Source organism: Actinomyces succiniciruminis, from assembly GCF_900002405.1.
Classification (GTDB): domain Bacteria; phylum Actinomycetota; class Actinomycetes; order Actinomycetales; family Actinomycetaceae; genus Actinomyces; species Actinomyces succiniciruminis.
The window spans coordinates 1-16,356 of the sequence record NZ_LK995493.1 but is presented as its reverse complement, the minus strand read 5'-3'; the positions used below and the strand labels follow the sequence as shown (position 1 = coordinate 16,356).

Genomic DNA, 16,356 nt, shown 5'->3' with positions numbered 1-16,356 from the left:
CATGCCATACGTCCCGATCGAGTGGCTCCGTGAGCACGTCGATGTTCCCGTTGGTACCACCGCCGCCGAACTGGCCGCAGACCTGGTCAAGGTGGGACTGGAGGAGGAGCGCATCGTTCCCCCCGCGGTCACCGGCCCTCTCGTTGTCGGCCGGGTGCTGACCCGGGAGGCCAAGGAACAGAAGAACGGCAAGATCATCAACTACTGCCGCGTCGACGTCGGCCAGTACAACGACGCCCCCGGAACCGGCAAGGAGCCCTCCGAGCTGCCCAGCCGCGGCATCGTGTGCGGCGCCCACAACTTCGAGGCCGGCGACCACGTGGTGGTCTCCCTGCCAGGCGCGGTTCTGCCCGGCGACTTCGCCATCGCCGCCCGCAAGACCTACGGGCACATCTCCGACGGCATGATCTGCTCCGAGCGGGAGCTCGGCCTCGGGAATGACCACTCCGGCATCATCGTGCTCGAGCGCTGGCTGGCCGCCCACGGTCGCGACGGCGAACCGGTTCCCGCCCCGGGCAGTGACGCCATCGGCCTGCTCGGACTGGGGGAGGAGGTCCTGGAGATCAACATCACCCCGGACCGCGGCTACTGCTTCTCCATGCGCGGCGTGGCTCGCGAGTACTCCCACGCCACCGGTGCCGCCTTCACGGACCCGGCCGACGCCACCAACCCCGAGCGCTTCCCGCAGGGCATCGCCCCGGCCGGGGCGGACGGCTTCCCCGTCCACTTCGCCGAGGACACCGCCCCCATTCACGGTCGCCCGGGCGTGGACCGCTACGTCGCCCGCGTGGTGCGTGGCATCGACCCCTCCGCCGCCTCCCCGAAGTGGATGCAGGACCGCCTGATCGCCGCCGGCATGCGCCCGATCAGCCTGGCCGTGGACGTGACCAACTACGTGATGCTGGACCTGGGCCAGCCGCTGCACGCCTTCGACCTGAACAAGCTGGCCGCCCCGATCGTGGTGCGCCGCGCCCGGCCGGGGGAGACCCTCACCTTCCTCGACGAGGTCACCCGCAACCTGGACGGCGAGGACCTGTTGATCACCGACTCCCCGTCCGGGGAGGGCTCCCGGCCACTGGTGCTGGCGGGCGTGTTCGGCGGCGCGGAGACGGAGATCGACGCGGAGACCACCGACGTGCTCATCGAGGCCGCCCACTTCGACGCCGTGTCCATCGCCCGCTCCGCCCGCAGGCACAAGCTGCCCACCGAGTCCTCCAAGCGCAACGAGCGCGGCGTGGACACCGAGCTCGCTCCCGTGGCCGCGCAGCGCGCCGTGGACCTGCTGGTCCAGTACGGTGGCGGCACCGCCGATGCGGTCGCCACCGACGTCAACCGCACCGTCGCGCCGGAGCCGATCACCATCCGCGCCGACGCCGCGCAGCGCCTGACCGGTGTTGCCTACGGCACCGCCCGCGTCACCGAACTGCTGCGCGCCATCGGCTGCACGGTTGAACCGGTCGGAACCGCCGTCGACGGCGTGGAGCTCCTCGCGGTCACGCCGCCCACCTGGCGGCCGGACCTGGTGGGCGCCGCCCACTTCGCCGAGGAGGTCGCCCGGCTGGACGGCTATGACAACATTGCCTCGATCGTGCCGGTGGCACCCGCGGGCACGGGCCTGACCTTCCGGCAGCGCGCCCGCCGCGACGTCGTGCGCACCCTCGCCGACGCCGGCCTCACCCAGGTGCTGTCCTACCCGTTCATCGGCGATGTGCACGACCGCCTCGAGCTGCCCGCCGACGATCCGCGCCGGGCGGCGGTGCGCCTGGCCAACCCACTGGCCGACGACGCTCCACTGCTGCGCACCTCCGTGCTCGACTCGCTGCTCGAGGTGGCCCGCCGCAATGTCTCGCGCGGCCTTGAGGACGTGGCAGTGTTCGAGGTCGGCTCCGTCACCCATCCGGCCGGGACCGTGCCGGCCCCCATCCCGGGTGTGGACCACCGCCCCTCCGACGCGGAGATCGCCGCGCTGAACGCCGGTATCCCGGCCCAGCCCACGCACGTGGGCGTCGTCCTGGCCGGAGACCGGGAGCGCGCCGGCGTACTCGGTACCGGCCGCCCCTGGGATTGGGCCGACGCCATCGCACTGGTGCGCACGGTGGCCGGCGCGCTCGGAGTAGACGTCGAGGTCGGCGCCCCGCAGACGCCCTACGCCCCCTGGCATCCCGGCCGCACCGCCGAGGTGCGTCTGCCCGCCGTCCGGCAGGGCCGCGAATTGGTGCCCGGAACGCTGATCGCCCACGCCGGTGAACTGCACCCGCGCGTCGCCCGCAACATTGGGCTGCCACCGCGGGCCTGCGCCGTCGAACTCGACCTGGAGCCGCTGCTGGCGGCCGCCGCCGACGCCGGCGTCCTCCAGGTGCGTCCCGTGTCCACCTTCCCGGCCGCCAAGGAGGACGTCGCCCTCGTCGTCGATGAATCCGTCACCGCCGCCGCGGTTGAGCAGGTGGTGCGCGAGGCTGCCGGAGACCTGGCCGATGAGGTGCGCCTGTTCGACGTCTTCCGCGGCCCGCAGCTCGGGGAGGGACGTAAATCGCTGGCCTTCTCCCTGCGCCTGCGCGCCGCCGACCGGACCTTGACCGCCGAGGAGACCGCCGCGGTGCGCAAGCGCGTGGTCAAGCGCGCGGCCAAGCGCTTGGGTGCGCAGCTGCGCGCCTGATTGTGGAGGTGGTCACGGATGGCGGTTCGTTGGACGGACCGCCTGCCGGAACCGTCCCCGCACGGTGATACTGACGCCATGAGAATCCTGCTCACGTCATCCTCCCGCCACGGGTCCACCGACGAAGTCGGCGCCGCGATCGCGCAGGAGCTGCGCGCCGCGGGCCACGACGTCGACCAGTCCCACCCCGAGGACGTCACCGACGTCGCCGGCTACGACGCGTTCGTGCTCGGCAGCGCCGTGTACATGACCCGCTGGACCGCGGAGGCCGTTGACTTCACCCAGCGGTTCAGCGAATCCCTGCACTCCCACCCCGTGTGGGCGTTCTCGGTGGGCCTGTCCGGCCTGCCCAAGGGCAAGGTCTCTGACCCGCACCGCATCGGCCCGGTGCTGCTGTCCATCGACCCGGAGGATCATGCGACCTTCCCGGGCCGCTTCAACCCGGCCGAGCTCTCGCTGCGGGAACGCTCAATCGCCCGCATGGGCGGCGCCTCCGAGGGGGACTTTCTCGACCTCGACGCCGTGCGCGCCTGGGCCGACAAGATCGCTCAGGACCTGGCCGCACGTTGAGGAGCGCCCGGTAGGCATCGCTCCGTGCTGCCTGCGGGGTCTGGTGCCACATTCCCGGCGGATGTGAGTAAGCCGACCCGGCTCCAGCGCCCGTCCAGCTGTGCATATGTATCCACTCGGATGTATGGTTCCGGCGTGACATGGACAGCAGCGGTCGCCGGAGCGACCGGGTACGCGGGCGGAGAGGTCCTCCGCCTGCTCGCCGCACATCCCCAGATCGAGATCGGCGCCGTCACGGCCAACGCCTCGGCCGGCACGCGCCTGGGGCAGCACCACCCGCACCTGATCGGCCTGGCCGACCGCGTGGTGGCACCCACCGACCCCGAGCACCTGGTCGGACACGACATCGTCGTGCTGGCCCTGCCCCATGGCGTGTCCGGCGCCGTCGCCGCCGCGCTGGAACAGGCGGACGGCCCCACCCCCATCCTGGTGGACTGCGGCGCCGACCACCGGCTCACCGACGCCGCCGCCTGGCAGCGGTTCTACGGCACCGACTACGCCGGCGCCTGGACCTACGGCATGCCCGAGCTCCTCCACGCCGGCGAGACCGTGGCCGGCGCCCAGCGCGAGCAGCTGGCCACCACTCGGCGGATCGCGGTGCCCGGCTGCAACGTCACCGCCGTTACCCTGGCCGCACAACCCGGCATCGCCGCCGGACTCATCGACCCGGGCCGTCTGAACGCCGTGCTGGCCGTCGGCTACTCCGGCGCCGGCAAGACGCTCAAGCCCCACCTGACCGCCTCCGAGGCCCTCGGCTCCGCTCAGCCCTACGCCGTCGGCGGCACCCACCGGCACATCCCCGAGATCATCCAGAACCTCCAGGTCGCCGGCGCCGCCCCGGACTCCGTGCGCCTGTCCTTCACCCCCGTGCTGGTGCCCATGAGCCGCGGCATTCTCGCCACCGTCACCGCCCCGGTCACCGCGGCCGTCAGCGGCAGCGACCACCCCGACGCCGTGCTGCGCCAGGCCTGGGAGCGCGTCTACGGCCCCACCGGTGCTGGTGAAGCGCTCATCCACCTGCTGCCCGAGGGCGTCTGGCCGGTCACCGGCGCGGTCGCCGGCACCGGCGTGGCCACCGTGCAGGTCGCCTACGACGCCGCCGCCGGCGTCGCCGTGATCATCTGCGCCATCGACAACCTCGGCAAGGGCACCGCCTCGGCCGCCGTCCAGTCCCTCAACCTCGCCCTCGGCCTGCCCGAGACCACCGGGGTCATCACCGAAGGAGTCGCCCCGTGAGCGTAACCGCCGCCGCCGGCTTCCGCGCCGCCGGGATCAGCGCCGGACTCAAGGAGTCGGGCAAGCGCGACCTCGCCCTGGTGGTCAACGACGGCCCCCTGGACGTCGCCGTCGGCGTGTTCACCACCAACCGGGTGGTCGCCGCCCCGGTGCGCTGGTGCCGCGAAGTACTCTCCGGCCGGCGCGGCCCGGCCAACCGCGCCTGCGCGGTCATCCTCAACTCCGGCTCGGCCAACGCCTGCACCGGCCCCCGCGGCGCCGCCGACACGGCAGCCACGGCCGCCCGCGTTGCCGAACTGCTCGCCGACTCCCGCCCCGGCACCGCGGCCGACTCCGTCCTGGTGTGCTCCACCGGAGTGATCGGCGTGCCCCTGGACATGCCCACCCTGCTGGACGGCGCCGCCGCCGCCGCCGCATCCCTGCAAGACGGCCCGGAGGCCGGCCACGACGCCGCCACCGCCATCATGACCACCGACACCGTCTCCAAGGAGGAAGCCCTCCACCTGGACGGCTGGAGCATCGGCGGCATGATCAAGGGCGTGGGCATGCTCGCCCCCGGCATGGCCACCATGCTCTGCGTGATCACCACCGACGCCGTCGTCGACGCCGACGCCGCCCAATCCGCCCTGTCCCGGGCCGCAGCCCGTACCGTCAACCGCATCAACTCCGACGGCTGCATGTCCACCAACGACACCGTGCTGCTGCTCGCCTCCGGCGCCTCCGGCAGGGTACCGGTGGCGGATGAATTCGACGCCGCCGTCCAGGAGCTGCTGGGCCGCCTCGGACGCCGGCTGGTGGCCGATGCGGAGGGCGCCACCCACGACATCGCCATCACCGTCACCGGCGCGGTCACCGAGGCCGCCGCCGAGGCCGCCGCCCGCACCGTCTCGGCCTCCAACCTGCTCAAGTGCGCCGTCGCCGGCGAGGACCCCAACTGGGGGCGCGTCATCTCCCAGCTCGGTACCGTCCCCGAGGCGGTGTGCCCCTTCGACCCCGACGCCGTCGACGTGGCCATCAACGGGGTGACCATCTACGCCCACGGGGCCCTCGGGGCGGACCGTTCCACCGTGGACATGACCCCGCGCGAGACCCGCATCGACATCGCCCTGAACGTCGGCGACGCCGCGGCCACCGTCTGGACCAATGACCTCACCCACGGATACGTAACCATCAACGCGGACTACACGACATGACCACCACCGCTCTGCCCACCTCGCTGACTCCCACCCAGAAGGCCTCCGTCCTGCTGGAGGCCATGCCCTGGCTGCGCGCCTACAAGGGCGCCACCATCGTCATCAAGTACGGCGGTAACGCCATGGTCGACGACGCCCTCAAGCGCGCCTTCGCCCAAGACGTGCTCTTCCTCCATCAGGTGGGCCTGCGCCCCGTCGTGGTCCACGGCGGCGGCCCCCAGATCAGCGCCATGCTGGCCCGCCTAGGCATCGAGTCCGAGTTCAAGGGCGGCCTGCGCGTGACCACTCCCGAGGTCATGGACGTGGTGCGCATGGTGCTCACCGGCGGCGTGCAGCGCGAACTGGTCAGCCTGCTCAACGAGTCCGGATCCGCTGCCGTCGGCATCTCCGGTGAGGACGGCGGTCTGCTGCGCGCCCGCCAGCGCCTGGCCACCGTGGACGGCGAGAGCGTCGACGTCGGCCTGGTCGGCGACGTCGTCGAGGTCGATCCCCGTTCGGTGACCGAACTGCTGGACCAGGGACGCATCCCGGTGGTGTCCTCGGTCGCCCCGCTGGTCGCCGACGCCACCACCGTGCTCAATGTCAACGCCGACACCGCCGCGGCCGCACTCGCGGTGGCCCTGAAGGCGCAGAAGCTCATCGTGCTGACCGATGTGGAGGGCCTGTACTCCAACTGGCCGGAGAAGGACTCGCTGGTCTCCCGCATCGGCGCCGACGCGCTCGAGGCGCTCCTGCCCGAACTGTCCAGCGGCATGGTGCCCAAGATGGAGGCCTGCCTGCGGGCCGTGCGCGGCGGCGTCGGCCAGGCCCACGTCGTCGACGGCCGCCAGCCGCACTCGATGCTGCTGGAGATCGTTACCGACGACGGCGTCGGCACCGTGGTCCACCCCGACGTCATTCCGCAGTCCCGCACGAAAGGAGGAGCCACGCTATGAGTACGCCCGCAACCGCGGCGACCGCAGCCGCCGACCCCAATGAAACCTGGCGCACCCGCTACGCGGCCGCCGTTATGAATACCTTCGGCACCCCCGCTCGCGTGCTCGTGCGCGGAAGCGGCGCTCACGTCTGGGACGCCGACGGCAACGAGTACGTCGACCTGCTGGCCGGCATCGCGGTCAACTGCCTGGGCCACGCCCATCCGGCCCTGGTCGCCGCGGTCACCGAGCAGCTGGGCACCCTGGGACACATCTCCAACCTGTTCACCTCTCCGGCGCAGATCCGCCTGGCCGAGACGCTGGACGCCCTGGTGTTCCCCAGTGCGCTGCAGGCCTCCCGGGTCTTCCTGGCCAACTCCGGCACGGAGGCCAACGAGGCGGCCTTCAAGATCGCCCGCCGCCACGGCGGCGCCGCCCGCCCGCGTATTCTCGCCCTGGAGGACGCCTTCCACGGCCGCACCATGGGGGCGCTCGCCCTGACCCACAAGGCCGCCTACCGGGAGCCCTTCGAGCCGCTGCCCGGCGGGGTCGAATTCATCCCCGCCGGTGACGTCGACGCCCTGCGGGCGGCTCTGGGCCCGGACGTGGCCGCCCTGTTCGTCGAACCCATCCAGGGGGAGGCCGGAGTACGGCCGCTGCCCGCCGGTTACCTGGAGGCGGCCCGCGAACTCACCACCGCCGCGGGGGCACTGTTGATCCTCGACGAGGTGCAGACCGGCATGGGGCGTTCGGGCGCCTGGATGGCACATCACCTACTTGCCCCCGGCGTGGTCCCGGATGTGGTCACCCTCGCCAAGGGACTGGGCGGAGGAATGCCGATCGGGGCCGCCGTCGCCACCGGGGAAGCGGCCCAGTTGCTGGGCCCGGGCCAGCACGGCACCACCTTCGGAGGCAACCCCGTGGCTGCGGCCGCCGCCCTGGCCGTCATCGACACGATCAATAAGGAGGGGCTGCTCAAACGGGCCACCGAGCTGGGGGACCGGTGGGCGGCGCAGTTGACTGCCGTGCCCGGCGTGACCGAGGTGCGTGGCGTCGGGCTGCTGCGCGGCGTGGGCCTGGACGACGGGGTCGGCCCGGCCGCCGAAGTCGCCGCCGAGCTCGAGCAGCGCGGCTTCATCGTCAACCCGCCTCGCCCCGATACGCTCCGCCTGGCTCCGCCCTTCATCCTGTCCGACGCCGATGCCGACGCCTTCACCAGCGTGCTCGCCGACGTCCTGGCCGAGCGGGCGGCGGCATGAGCGCCCCGCCCGAAGCCCCGGCCCACGAGCCCGGATCGGCCACGCCCGCAACCAAGGCCGCCCGCCACGCCCTGATCACGCGGATCCTCGGCCACGAGCGCATCCGCTCCCAGGCCGAGCTGCGCGAAGCACTGGCCCGCCGCGGCGTGGCCACCACCCAGGCCACGCTCTCACGCGACCTGGTGGAGTTGCGCGCCACCAAGGTCCGCGGCGCCGGCGGCACCCAGGTGTACGCGATCCCCGAGGCCGGTGCGCCCGGACAGGTGCCGGCCGCCGGCAACGACGGCGAGCCCCTGGCCGAGCACACCACCTCCCGCCTGGCCCGCTGGTGCGCCGACCTGGTGGTGACCGCCGAATGGGCCGGCAACCAGCTGGTCCTGCGCACCCCGGCCGGTGCCGCTCAGCTGCTGGCCGGCGCCGTCGACGACGCCATGCTGCCCGGCGTGCTCGGCTGCATCGCCGGAGACGACACCGTGCTGGTGATCACCCGCTCGGAGGCGGTCGCGGCCGATGTGGCCGCGCACCTGCTGGCCCTGGCCGACCCGGGACAGCGCGGCTGACCGGCCCCTCCCACCCCGACCATTTCCCCATCAACGACCCGTCTTACGCAGACACCACAGAGAAAGAAACGGAACGCATATGAGCAACCACAAGGACCGCGTCGTCCTCGCCTACTCCGGAGGCCTGGACACGTCCGTCGCCATCGGCTGGATCGGCGAGCAGACCGGCCGCGAGGTCGTCACCGTCGCGGTCGACGTCGGCCAGGGCGGGGAGGACCTGGAGGTCATCCGCCAGCGCGCCCTCGACTGCGGCGCCGTGGAGGCCTATGTGGCGGACGCGAAGGACGAATTCGCCACCGAGTACTGCATGCCCGCCCTGAAGGCCAACGGCCTGTACGAGGGCAGGTACCCGCTGGTCTCCGCCCTGTCCCGTCCGGTTATTGCCAAGCACCTGGTGCGGGCCGCCCGCGAGTTCGGCGCCAGCACGGTCGCCCACGGGTGCACCGGCAAGGGCAACGACCAGGTGCGCTTCGAGGTGGCCATCACCTCCATGGCCCCGGACATGAACTGCATCTCCCCGGTGCGTGACCTCGCCCTGACCCGCGACGTCGCCATCGAGTACGCCGAGAAGCACGACCTGCCGATCGAGACCACCAAGCACAACCCCTTCTCCATCGACCAGAACGTGTGGGGCCGCGCCATCGAGACCGGGTTCCTGGAGGACCTGTGGAACGCCCCCACCAAGGACGTCTACGTCTACACCGACGACCCCACCTACCCGCCGCTGCCCGACGAGGTCGTCATCCACTTCGAGCAGGGCGTGCCCACGGCCATCGACGGCAAGTCGGTCACCCCGCTGCAGGCGATTCAGGAACTCAACCGGCGCGCCGGCGCCCAGGGTGTGGGACGCATCGACATGGTCGAGGACCGACTGGTCGGCATCAAGTCCCGCGAGATCTACGAGGCCCCCGGCGCCGTCGCGCTGATTGAGGCGCACCAGGCCCTGGAGGCCGTCACCCTGGAGCGTCTCCAGCGTCGCTACAAGCGGCAGATGGAGCAGGCCTGGAGCGACCTGGTCTACGAGGCCCAGTGGTACTCGCCGCTCAAGCGCTCCATGGACGCCTTCATCGAGGACACTCAGCGCTACGTGACCGGTGACATCCGCATGGTGCTGCACGGGGGCCGCGCCACCGTCAACGGGCGTCGCACCGACACCGGTCTGTACGACTTCAACCTGGCCACCTACGAGACGGGGGACACCTTCGACCAGTCCTCCTCCCGCGGTTTCATCGAGATCTACGGCATGCAGTCCAAGCTCGCTGCCGCTCGCGATGTCCGCCTCGGCAACGGCGTCACCTTCTAGCGCCGAAACCGGCACCAATAACGGCACCGGCGGCCGACCGTACATTTACTGTGCGGTCGGCCGCCGGCCGCGTCAGTGGCTCCGCTTGCCTAATCGGGCGCCGATTCCGCCTCGGCGAGGCGCGCAAACGATTACGCTTCGGCTACAGCAGGGCGGTACGACACCATGTCGCATCGCCTCAGCCTCGTTGACACCGCCTCGATCCGCGCGGCGGGGAATATGAAAGCAATACCGGCAAGGAGCAGCGTGCCAACCGATGACCGCGCCCGAGTTACCGCGACTGTCCGCGGCTCACGCCGCCCGCTGTTGCCCGCCCTGGGAACCTGGGCCTTCTTCCTGACCTTCTCCGGCCAGGGGGTGCGTGATCTCGTCGGCTGGTGGGCCTTCGGCGTGATCGCTGCCCTGAGCGGCGTCGTGCTCCTGCTCGTCTTCCTTTACGAGGGCCACCGCGTGCCCTGGCGCGCTCTGCCCCCAGTGACAACCGCCTACGTCGTCGTCTGCGTGCTGAGCATCATCTGGTCCCAGTATCGCCGCGAAACCGCCCTCGCGGCGCTGCTCATGCTTGCCACCAGCGCGGCCGGTGTGCTGCTGGCATGCGGCCTGTCACTGCGACAGCTGACCGATGCCCTCAGCCGCGCCCTCGAAGCCACCCTCGTGCTGAGCCTGCTGCTGGAGGCCTGGGTGGCCCTGGTGTTGCACCATCCGCTCATCCCCTTGTACATGCGCGACTGGGAAGAGGTGCCGATCTCCTACTACTGGGTCAACGGGGACTTGTTCAACGGCGGCCCGATTCAAGGCATTGTCGGCAACCGCAACCCACTGGCATTCATCGCCCTGCTCACCCTGTTGTGCGTCGCGGTGCGCTGGGCCGACCGGCGGGTGCGTCCGCTGGGACTGGTGACTTGGACGGCCGTATCCCTGCTGGTGCTGGTGCTCGCCGGATCGGCGACCGTTTCCGTCGCCCTGATCGTGTGCGCCGCCGTGTGCCTGCTGCTGTGGCTGGTGCGGCACGCTCCGCCCCGACTGCGCCCGGCCATACTCATGAGCGCAGTAGCCCTGGGGGTGGCGCTGGTCGCCGCGGCGGTCGGTCTCCACTCACAGGTGACGGCGGCCCTGGGACGCAGTACGGACATGTCCGGCCGCTGGGAGATCTGGCAGCGGATTCTGGACCTGTGGGAGGAGCACACCATCCTGGGCTGGGGCTGGATCATGTACTGGGTGCCATGGCTGCCGCTGTTCGCCACCCTCGTGGTCCGCCCGGACGGCACCCCCACCATGAGCGCCCACAACGCCTACATCGAGGCGCTGTTCCAAACCGGTGTGGTCGGGGCGACGCTCGTCGTCGTCCTGGTCGTGCTGCTCCTGTACCGCTCCTTCCGCCTGGCGCTGCGCAACATCGACTCCGACGCCTCGGTGCTGCTGCCCGCCCTGCTCATGACGGCGATGACCGTTCAGTCCTTCACCGAGTCTCGGCTGCTGAGCGAGGGCAACTGGGTGCTCGTCTGCGCCCTGGGCACCTGGTTGGGCCTGCACCGTCTCTACGAACGCAACCGCGGCGATGGCGAGGCCGACGGCCGCGGCTCATCCGCGCGTCAGAGCCACCGAACTGACTCGCGACGCCGACGGCGGGCCGCAGACCGAGCATCCTGCGTCGGTCCGGGCAGCGGACCCGCTCCCGGTCGGCCGTCACGATGAGTCATGATGGTCCCATGACGAGTCAGCCGCCCCGGACCCCCTCCACTCCCGCATCCTCACCGAACGGCATCAGCCTATGGGGCGGCCGTTTCACCGGCGGGCCCGCCGACGCCCTGGCGGCCCTGTCCGTCTCCACGCACTTCGACTGGCGCCTGGCCCGCTACGACATCGCCGGCTCGCGCGCACACGCCCGTGCCCTATCCACCGCCGGACTACTCGACACCGCCCAGCTCGACGGCATGCTCGCGGCCCTGGACCGGCTCGAGGACGACGTCGTCTCCGGCGCCTTCGCCCCGACGCCCGCAGACGAGGATGTGCACACCGCACTCGAACGCGGCCTGATGGAACGCGCCGGCGCCGATCTGGGCGGCAGGCTGCGTGCAGGCCGCTCCCGCAACGATCAGATCGCCACTCTGATTCGCATGTACCTGCGCGATCAGGCCCGCCACCTGGCCGGGCTGGTCCTCGACGTCGTCGATGCACTCATCGACCAGGCCGCCGCCGCCGGCGAGGCCATTATGCCGGGGCGCACCCACATGCAGCACGCCCAGCCGGTGCTGGTCGCCCATCAACTGCTCGCCCACGCCTGGCCGCTGATGCGCGACGTCGAGCGGCTGCAGGACTGGGACGCGCGCGCCGCCGTCAGCCCCTACGGATCGGGTGCCCTGGCCGGCAACACGCTCGGACTCGACCCCGACGCCGTCGCCGCCGACCTGGGCTTCGACGCCGCCTGCGAGAACTCCATCGACGGCACCTCCGCCCGTGACACGGTCGCCGAGATGTCCTTCATCCTGGCCATGACGGCGGTGGACGTCTCCCGCCTGGCGGAGGAGATCATCATCTGGAACACGAAGGAGTTCGACTTCGTCACCCTCGACGACTCCTTCTCCACCGGCTCCTCCATCATGCCGCAGAAGAAGAATCCCGACGTCGCCGAGCTCGCCCGTGGCAAGGCCGGCCGCCTGATCGGCGACCTGGCCGGGCTGCTGGCCACCCTCAAGGCCCTGCCGCTCGCCTACGACCGCGACCTGCAGGAGGACAAGGAGCCGGTCTTCGATGCCGTCGACACGCTCGCCGTGCTGCTGCCCGCCGTGTCCGGCATGGTCGCCACCATGCGTCTGAACTATGAGCGCATGGCGCAGTTGGCGCCGCAGGGCTTCTCCCTGGCCACGGATATCGCCGAGTGGTTGGTCAAGCGGGGCGTGCCGTTCCGTGAGGCCCATGAGATCTCCGGCGCCTGCGTGCGCGCGTGCGAGGGGCGCGGCATCGAGCTGTGGGACCTGACCGATGCAGACTTCGCCGCCATCGATCCGCGGCTGACGCCGCAGGTGCGCAGCGTGCTCTCCGCCGAGGGATCCGTCGCCGCTCGGGCCGGCCACGGAGGAACCGCCCCGGTGCGCGTGGTCGAGCAGTTGGCTCGCGCCGTCGAGCACTCCGCCGAACTGCGCGTGTTCTCCTGGGAGGGCTCCCTGCTCGACGGTCCCGCCGATGCCGGGGCGGAGGCCGACGGGACCACCGTCCGGGAGCCATAGGGACGGGCGCATGACGTGGTCGGAGGCGGTGGGGACGGAATCTCCCCGCGATGACTCCGCCGGCGCGCCGGGCGTGCCCGCGGACATTGCGCGGCTGCTTGCCGACGACCCGGTCGACGTGGCTCCGCGGCTGCTCGGCGCGGTGCTGACCACCAACTCACCGCAGGGTGTGGTGTCGGTGCGCCTGACGGAGGTCGAGGCCTACCGGGGCGAGGCGGACCCGGGCTCGCACGCCTACCGCGGCCGCACCGCCCGCAACTCCTCCATGTTCGAGGCCGCCGGCGCCATCTACGTCTATTTCACCTACGGCATGCACTACTGCGCGAATATCGTCTGCGGGCCCGCCGGGCGCTCCCGCGCCGTACTGCTGCGCGGCGGGGAGGTTACGGACGGACTCGACTTGGCGCGCCGGCTTCGGCCCGCCGCCCGCACCGACCGCGATCTGGCACGAGGGCCGGCCCGCCTGTGTCAGGCACTCGGTCTGACCCGGGACGACGACGGCGTCCGGCTCGGTCCGGCGGGCTCCCGCGTGGTCCTGACGCTGCCCGTACCGGGAGCTGCACCGGACCCCGCTCGTATCTGCACCGGCCCGCGCACCGGTGTGTCCGGCCCCGGCGGCGACGGCGTCGTCTACCCGTGGCGCTTCTGGATCGACGGCGAGCCGACGGTCTCTCCCTACAAGCCCGCACGTCCACGCCGCCGGGGCGGGAGCAGACGATGAGCGCCGCAGACACCGCGCATTCCAACCGCTACTGGAACCACAATGCGGCCTTCCACAACGAGCTCGTGGCGGATGCCGCCCGCCGCGGCGGGCGGGCCCTGGACGTGGGCTGCGGTGAGGGACTGCTCATGGAACGGCTCGCGGCCGTGTGCGACGTCGGCGTGCCCACGGCACCGGCGCGCGAGTCGCTGCAGGAGATTCGCGCGGCGTCCGCCCGGATCCTGCCGGGGTCCCGGATGCGTCGTCGCTTCTACTGGCGCTATTCACCGGTCTGGGACCGCCCGATGGGGGCGGGGCAATGACCGGCGACCCGCTGCCGGTGCGCGACCTACTGGCGCTCCTGCACGCCGCGTCGGGGGAGACTCCGGTATGGCCCGCGCGGACCCCCTTCGAATACGTGTGCGGGATCGTGCTGGTGCAGAACACCGCCTGGACGAATGTCGAGCGCGCCCTGGCGCTGCTGCGGGAGGCCACCGACTTCGAAGCGGAGAAACTGCTGCGCCTGACCGATGCGGAACTGACCGCGCTCATCCGCCCGGCCGGCTTCATGCGGGCCAAGTCGCGTTCGCTGCGCGCCTTCGCCGCCTGGATGCTGTCCGCGGATGGGAAGGCCGCGGTGGAGCTGGACGACGACGCCCTGCGCGCCGCGCTGCTGTCCTTGCCCGGTATTGGGCCGGAAAGTGCTGATGTGGCGGCGCTGATGGTCTATGGCAGGCGTCGTTTCATCTTCGACGCCTACGGGCGGCGTCTGCTACGGCAGGCCGGCTACGCCGTCGGCCACGACTACGAGACCACCAGGAAGGCCCTGGAGGCCCGCATCGATGCCGAGGGACTCAGCCATGCGGAGCTCGTGGACCTCCACGGACTGATCATCGAAGCGGGCAAGCGTGCCCGGGCGGCCGGAGGCTGGGAGGCCTACGGCCCCATGATCGGCATTGCCGCGGCGCGGCCCCGATAGGTACTGCGTGCGTCCAGAAGACGGAGGGGAGCCGTGGCGCCGATATCGCTGGAGGCGCATGTCCGCTCTCCTGACACTTCGTCTGGCATGCGGCACGGCCGTGGCAGACTAGCCCGCGCCGGGCAACCGCCCCGGCCCCGGCCCGCATGTGCCGGGAGAAGACATGGGAAGGCACAGGACCGTGACCGACATCCTGGACGAGTTGCAGTGGCGGGGCCTCATCGCCCAGCACACCGACATCGACGCGCTGCGCGCAGCGCTGAACGCCGGACCGGTCACCTTCTATTGCGGCTTCGACCCGACCGCGCCTTCCCTGCATCACGGTCACCTTGTCGCGGTCAAGGTCATGCGGCACCTGCAGCTGGCCGGCCATCATCCGCTGGCCCTGGTGGGAGGTGCGACCGGGCTCATCGGTGACCCGCGTGCGAAGGGGGAGCGTTCCCTCAACACCAAGGAAGTAGTTGCCGAGTGGGCGCAGGGGCTGCGTGAGCAGCTCGAGCATCTGCTTGACTTCGACGGCGACAACCCTGCGCGCATTGTCAACAACCTGGATTGGACCGCTGGGCTGAGCGCGATCGACTTCCTGCGGGACCTCGGCAAGCACTTCCGCATGGGCACCATGCTGTCCAAGGACATCGTTGCCCGTCGGCTGGCCAGTGAGGAGGGCATCTCCTTCACGGAATTCAGCTACCAGATCCTCCAGGCAAATGACTACCTGGAGCTATACCGCCGCTACGGCTGCACGCTGGAGGTCGGTGGCAATGACCAATGGGGCAATCTTGTGGGCGGCATGGACCTGATCCACAAGGTCGAGGGTGACTCGGTGCACGTCATGACCAACCCGTTGATCACCAAGGCCGACGGGACGAAGTTCGGCAAGAGCGAGGGCGGGGCCATCTGGCTAAACCCGGAGATGCTCAGCCCCTACGCGTTCTACCAGTTCTGGCTGCAGGTCGACGACGCCGACGTGGTGCGTTTCCTCAAGGTCTTCACCTTCCTGCCGCGTGAGGAGATCGAGCGGTTGGAGCAGAGCGTGGCGACCAACCCGAAGGCACGCGAGGCCCAGCGCGTTCTGGCGCACGAGGTGACTACGTGGGTTCATGGGTCGGACGCAACCGCGCAGGCGGAGGCCGCCACCGCGGCCCTGTGGGGGAAAGGCGAGTTGACCGCATTGGACGAGGCGACGCTGACTGCCGCAACCGCGGACCTACCGGCCGCCCCCCTCGAGGTAGGCAGTTCGACCATTGTCGACCTGCTGGTTGCCACCGGGCTGGAACGGGGACGCAACGCTGCCCGAAAGACGGTGGCGGCAGGCGGCGCATACCTCAACAACGCCAAAGTGACCGACGAGGACGCGCCCGTGACGCAGGAACAACTGCTGGCGGGTGGCGTTGTCCTGGTGCGGAAGGGACGGCGAAACCTGGCGGTTGCCAGGCAGTCCTGAACCGCTGAGACGCGGAGCAACGGCGGTGGCGACGGCGTGTGGCTGTTGTCACCGCCGCCGTGTTTGACCGGGCCGGACGGTCTGCGTAAAGTCTTCCCCTGTCGCCGCCGCGGGGATGACCCGGGGATGGTGGCAGGAGTGAACTGAACAGGGCCGCTGGTCGAGATCGGAATCACGGAATTCTGATTTGACCCGAATCAAGCGGCCCGCTAAAGTTCTTCCGGCGCTTCCGAGATGAAGCATTCAGCCGTAAGGCGATGTGAATACTCGGTGGGTGTGTTGTTTGGGATCTCGATAGTGTGTCGTGTTTGTTTG

Annotated in this window: 14 protein-coding genes; all 14 read left to right on the top strand. The window is 70.8% G+C overall.

The window, feature by feature from the left end; all coding sequences use genetic code 11:
• Position 1 precedes the first annotated feature (1 nt).
• On the top strand, positions 2 to 2,656 hold the full coding sequence (pheT, locus tag BN1056_RS05805; protein WP_210579736.1) for a phenylalanine--tRNA ligase subunit beta: 2,655 nt from the start codon (positions 2 to 4) through the stop codon (positions 2,654 to 2,656).
• A 78-nt stretch (positions 2,657 to 2,734) separates the two neighbouring features.
• On the top strand, positions 2,735 to 3,226 hold the full coding sequence (locus tag BN1056_RS05800; protein ID WP_210579735.1) for a flavodoxin domain-containing protein: 492 nt from the start codon (positions 2,735 to 2,737) through the stop codon (positions 3,224 to 3,226).
• 135 nt (positions 3,227 to 3,361) lie between these two features.
• Positions 3,362 to 4,462: an N-acetyl-gamma-glutamyl-phosphate reductase gene (argC, locus tag BN1056_RS05795; protein WP_210579733.1), complete on the top strand. Its 1,101-nt coding sequence runs from the start codon at positions 3,362 to 3,364 to the stop codon at positions 4,460 to 4,462.
• The gene (gene argJ, locus BN1056_RS05790) at positions 4,459 to 5,655 is read left to right on the top strand and encodes a bifunctional glutamate N-acetyltransferase/amino-acid acetyltransferase ArgJ (RefSeq protein WP_210579730.1); all 1,197 of its coding nucleotides are present in this window, start codon (positions 4,459 to 4,461) and stop codon (positions 5,653 to 5,655) included. Before argC ends, argJ begins: the two co-directional genes overlap by 4 nt.
• Positions 5,652 to 6,590 (top strand): acetylglutamate kinase, encoded by a 939-nt coding sequence (gene argB, locus BN1056_RS05785; RefSeq protein WP_210579728.1) that lies wholly within the window; start codon positions 5,652 to 5,654, stop codon positions 6,588 to 6,590. The genes argJ and argB overlap by 4 nt, the downstream gene beginning before the upstream one ends.
• Positions 6,587 to 7,828 carry an acetylornithine transaminase gene (locus BN1056_RS05780; protein ID WP_210579727.1) on the top strand — a complete coding sequence of 414 codons (1,242 nt, stop codon included), beginning with the start codon at positions 6,587 to 6,589 and terminating at the stop codon, positions 7,826 to 7,828. The genes argB and BN1056_RS05780 overlap by 4 nt, the downstream gene beginning before the upstream one ends.
• Entirely contained in the window at positions 7,825 to 8,388 is a 564-nt protein-coding gene (locus BN1056_RS05775) for an arginine repressor (protein WP_210579726.1), read from the top strand. Before BN1056_RS05780 ends, BN1056_RS05775 begins: the two co-directional genes overlap by 4 nt.
• Before the next feature lie 79 nt (positions 8,389 to 8,467).
• Positions 8,468 to 9,691: an argininosuccinate synthase gene (locus tag BN1056_RS05770; RefSeq protein ID WP_073333216.1), complete on the top strand. Its 1,224-nt coding sequence runs from the start codon at positions 8,468 to 8,470 to the stop codon at positions 9,689 to 9,691.
• Positions 9,692 to 9,937: 246 nt separating this feature from the next.
• Positions 9,938 to 11,386 (top strand): O-antigen ligase family protein, encoded by a 1,449-nt coding sequence (locus BN1056_RS05765; protein ID WP_210579725.1) that lies wholly within the window; start codon positions 9,938 to 9,940, stop codon positions 11,384 to 11,386.
• Positions 11,387 to 11,400: 14 nt separating this feature from the next.
• Positions 11,401 to 12,918 (top strand): argininosuccinate lyase, encoded by a 1,518-nt coding sequence (gene argH, locus BN1056_RS05760; RefSeq protein WP_210579724.1) that lies wholly within the window; start codon positions 11,401 to 11,403, stop codon positions 12,916 to 12,918.
• A 10-nt stretch (positions 12,919 to 12,928) separates the two neighbouring features.
• A complete protein-coding gene (locus BN1056_RS05755) occupies positions 12,929 to 13,639 on the top strand; it encodes a DNA-3-methyladenine glycosylase (protein ID WP_210579723.1) in 711 nt (236 codons plus the stop codon).
• Complete coding sequence (locus BN1056_RS05750; RefSeq protein WP_210579722.1) at positions 13,636 to 13,941, top strand: class I SAM-dependent methyltransferase; 306 nt, start codon at positions 13,636 to 13,638, stop codon at positions 13,939 to 13,941. The genes BN1056_RS05755 and BN1056_RS05750 overlap by 4 nt, the downstream gene beginning before the upstream one ends.
• A complete protein-coding gene (locus tag BN1056_RS05745) occupies positions 13,938 to 14,597 on the top strand; it encodes an endonuclease III domain-containing protein (protein ID WP_210579721.1) in 660 nt (219 codons plus the stop codon). Before BN1056_RS05750 ends, BN1056_RS05745 begins: the two co-directional genes overlap by 4 nt.
• Before the next feature lie 181 nt (positions 14,598 to 14,778).
• On the top strand, positions 14,779 to 16,041 hold the full coding sequence (gene tyrS, locus BN1056_RS05740) for a tyrosine--tRNA ligase (RefSeq protein ID WP_210579720.1): 1,263 nt from the start codon (positions 14,779 to 14,781) through the stop codon (positions 16,039 to 16,041).
• Positions 16,042 to 16,356 lie beyond the last annotated feature (315 nt).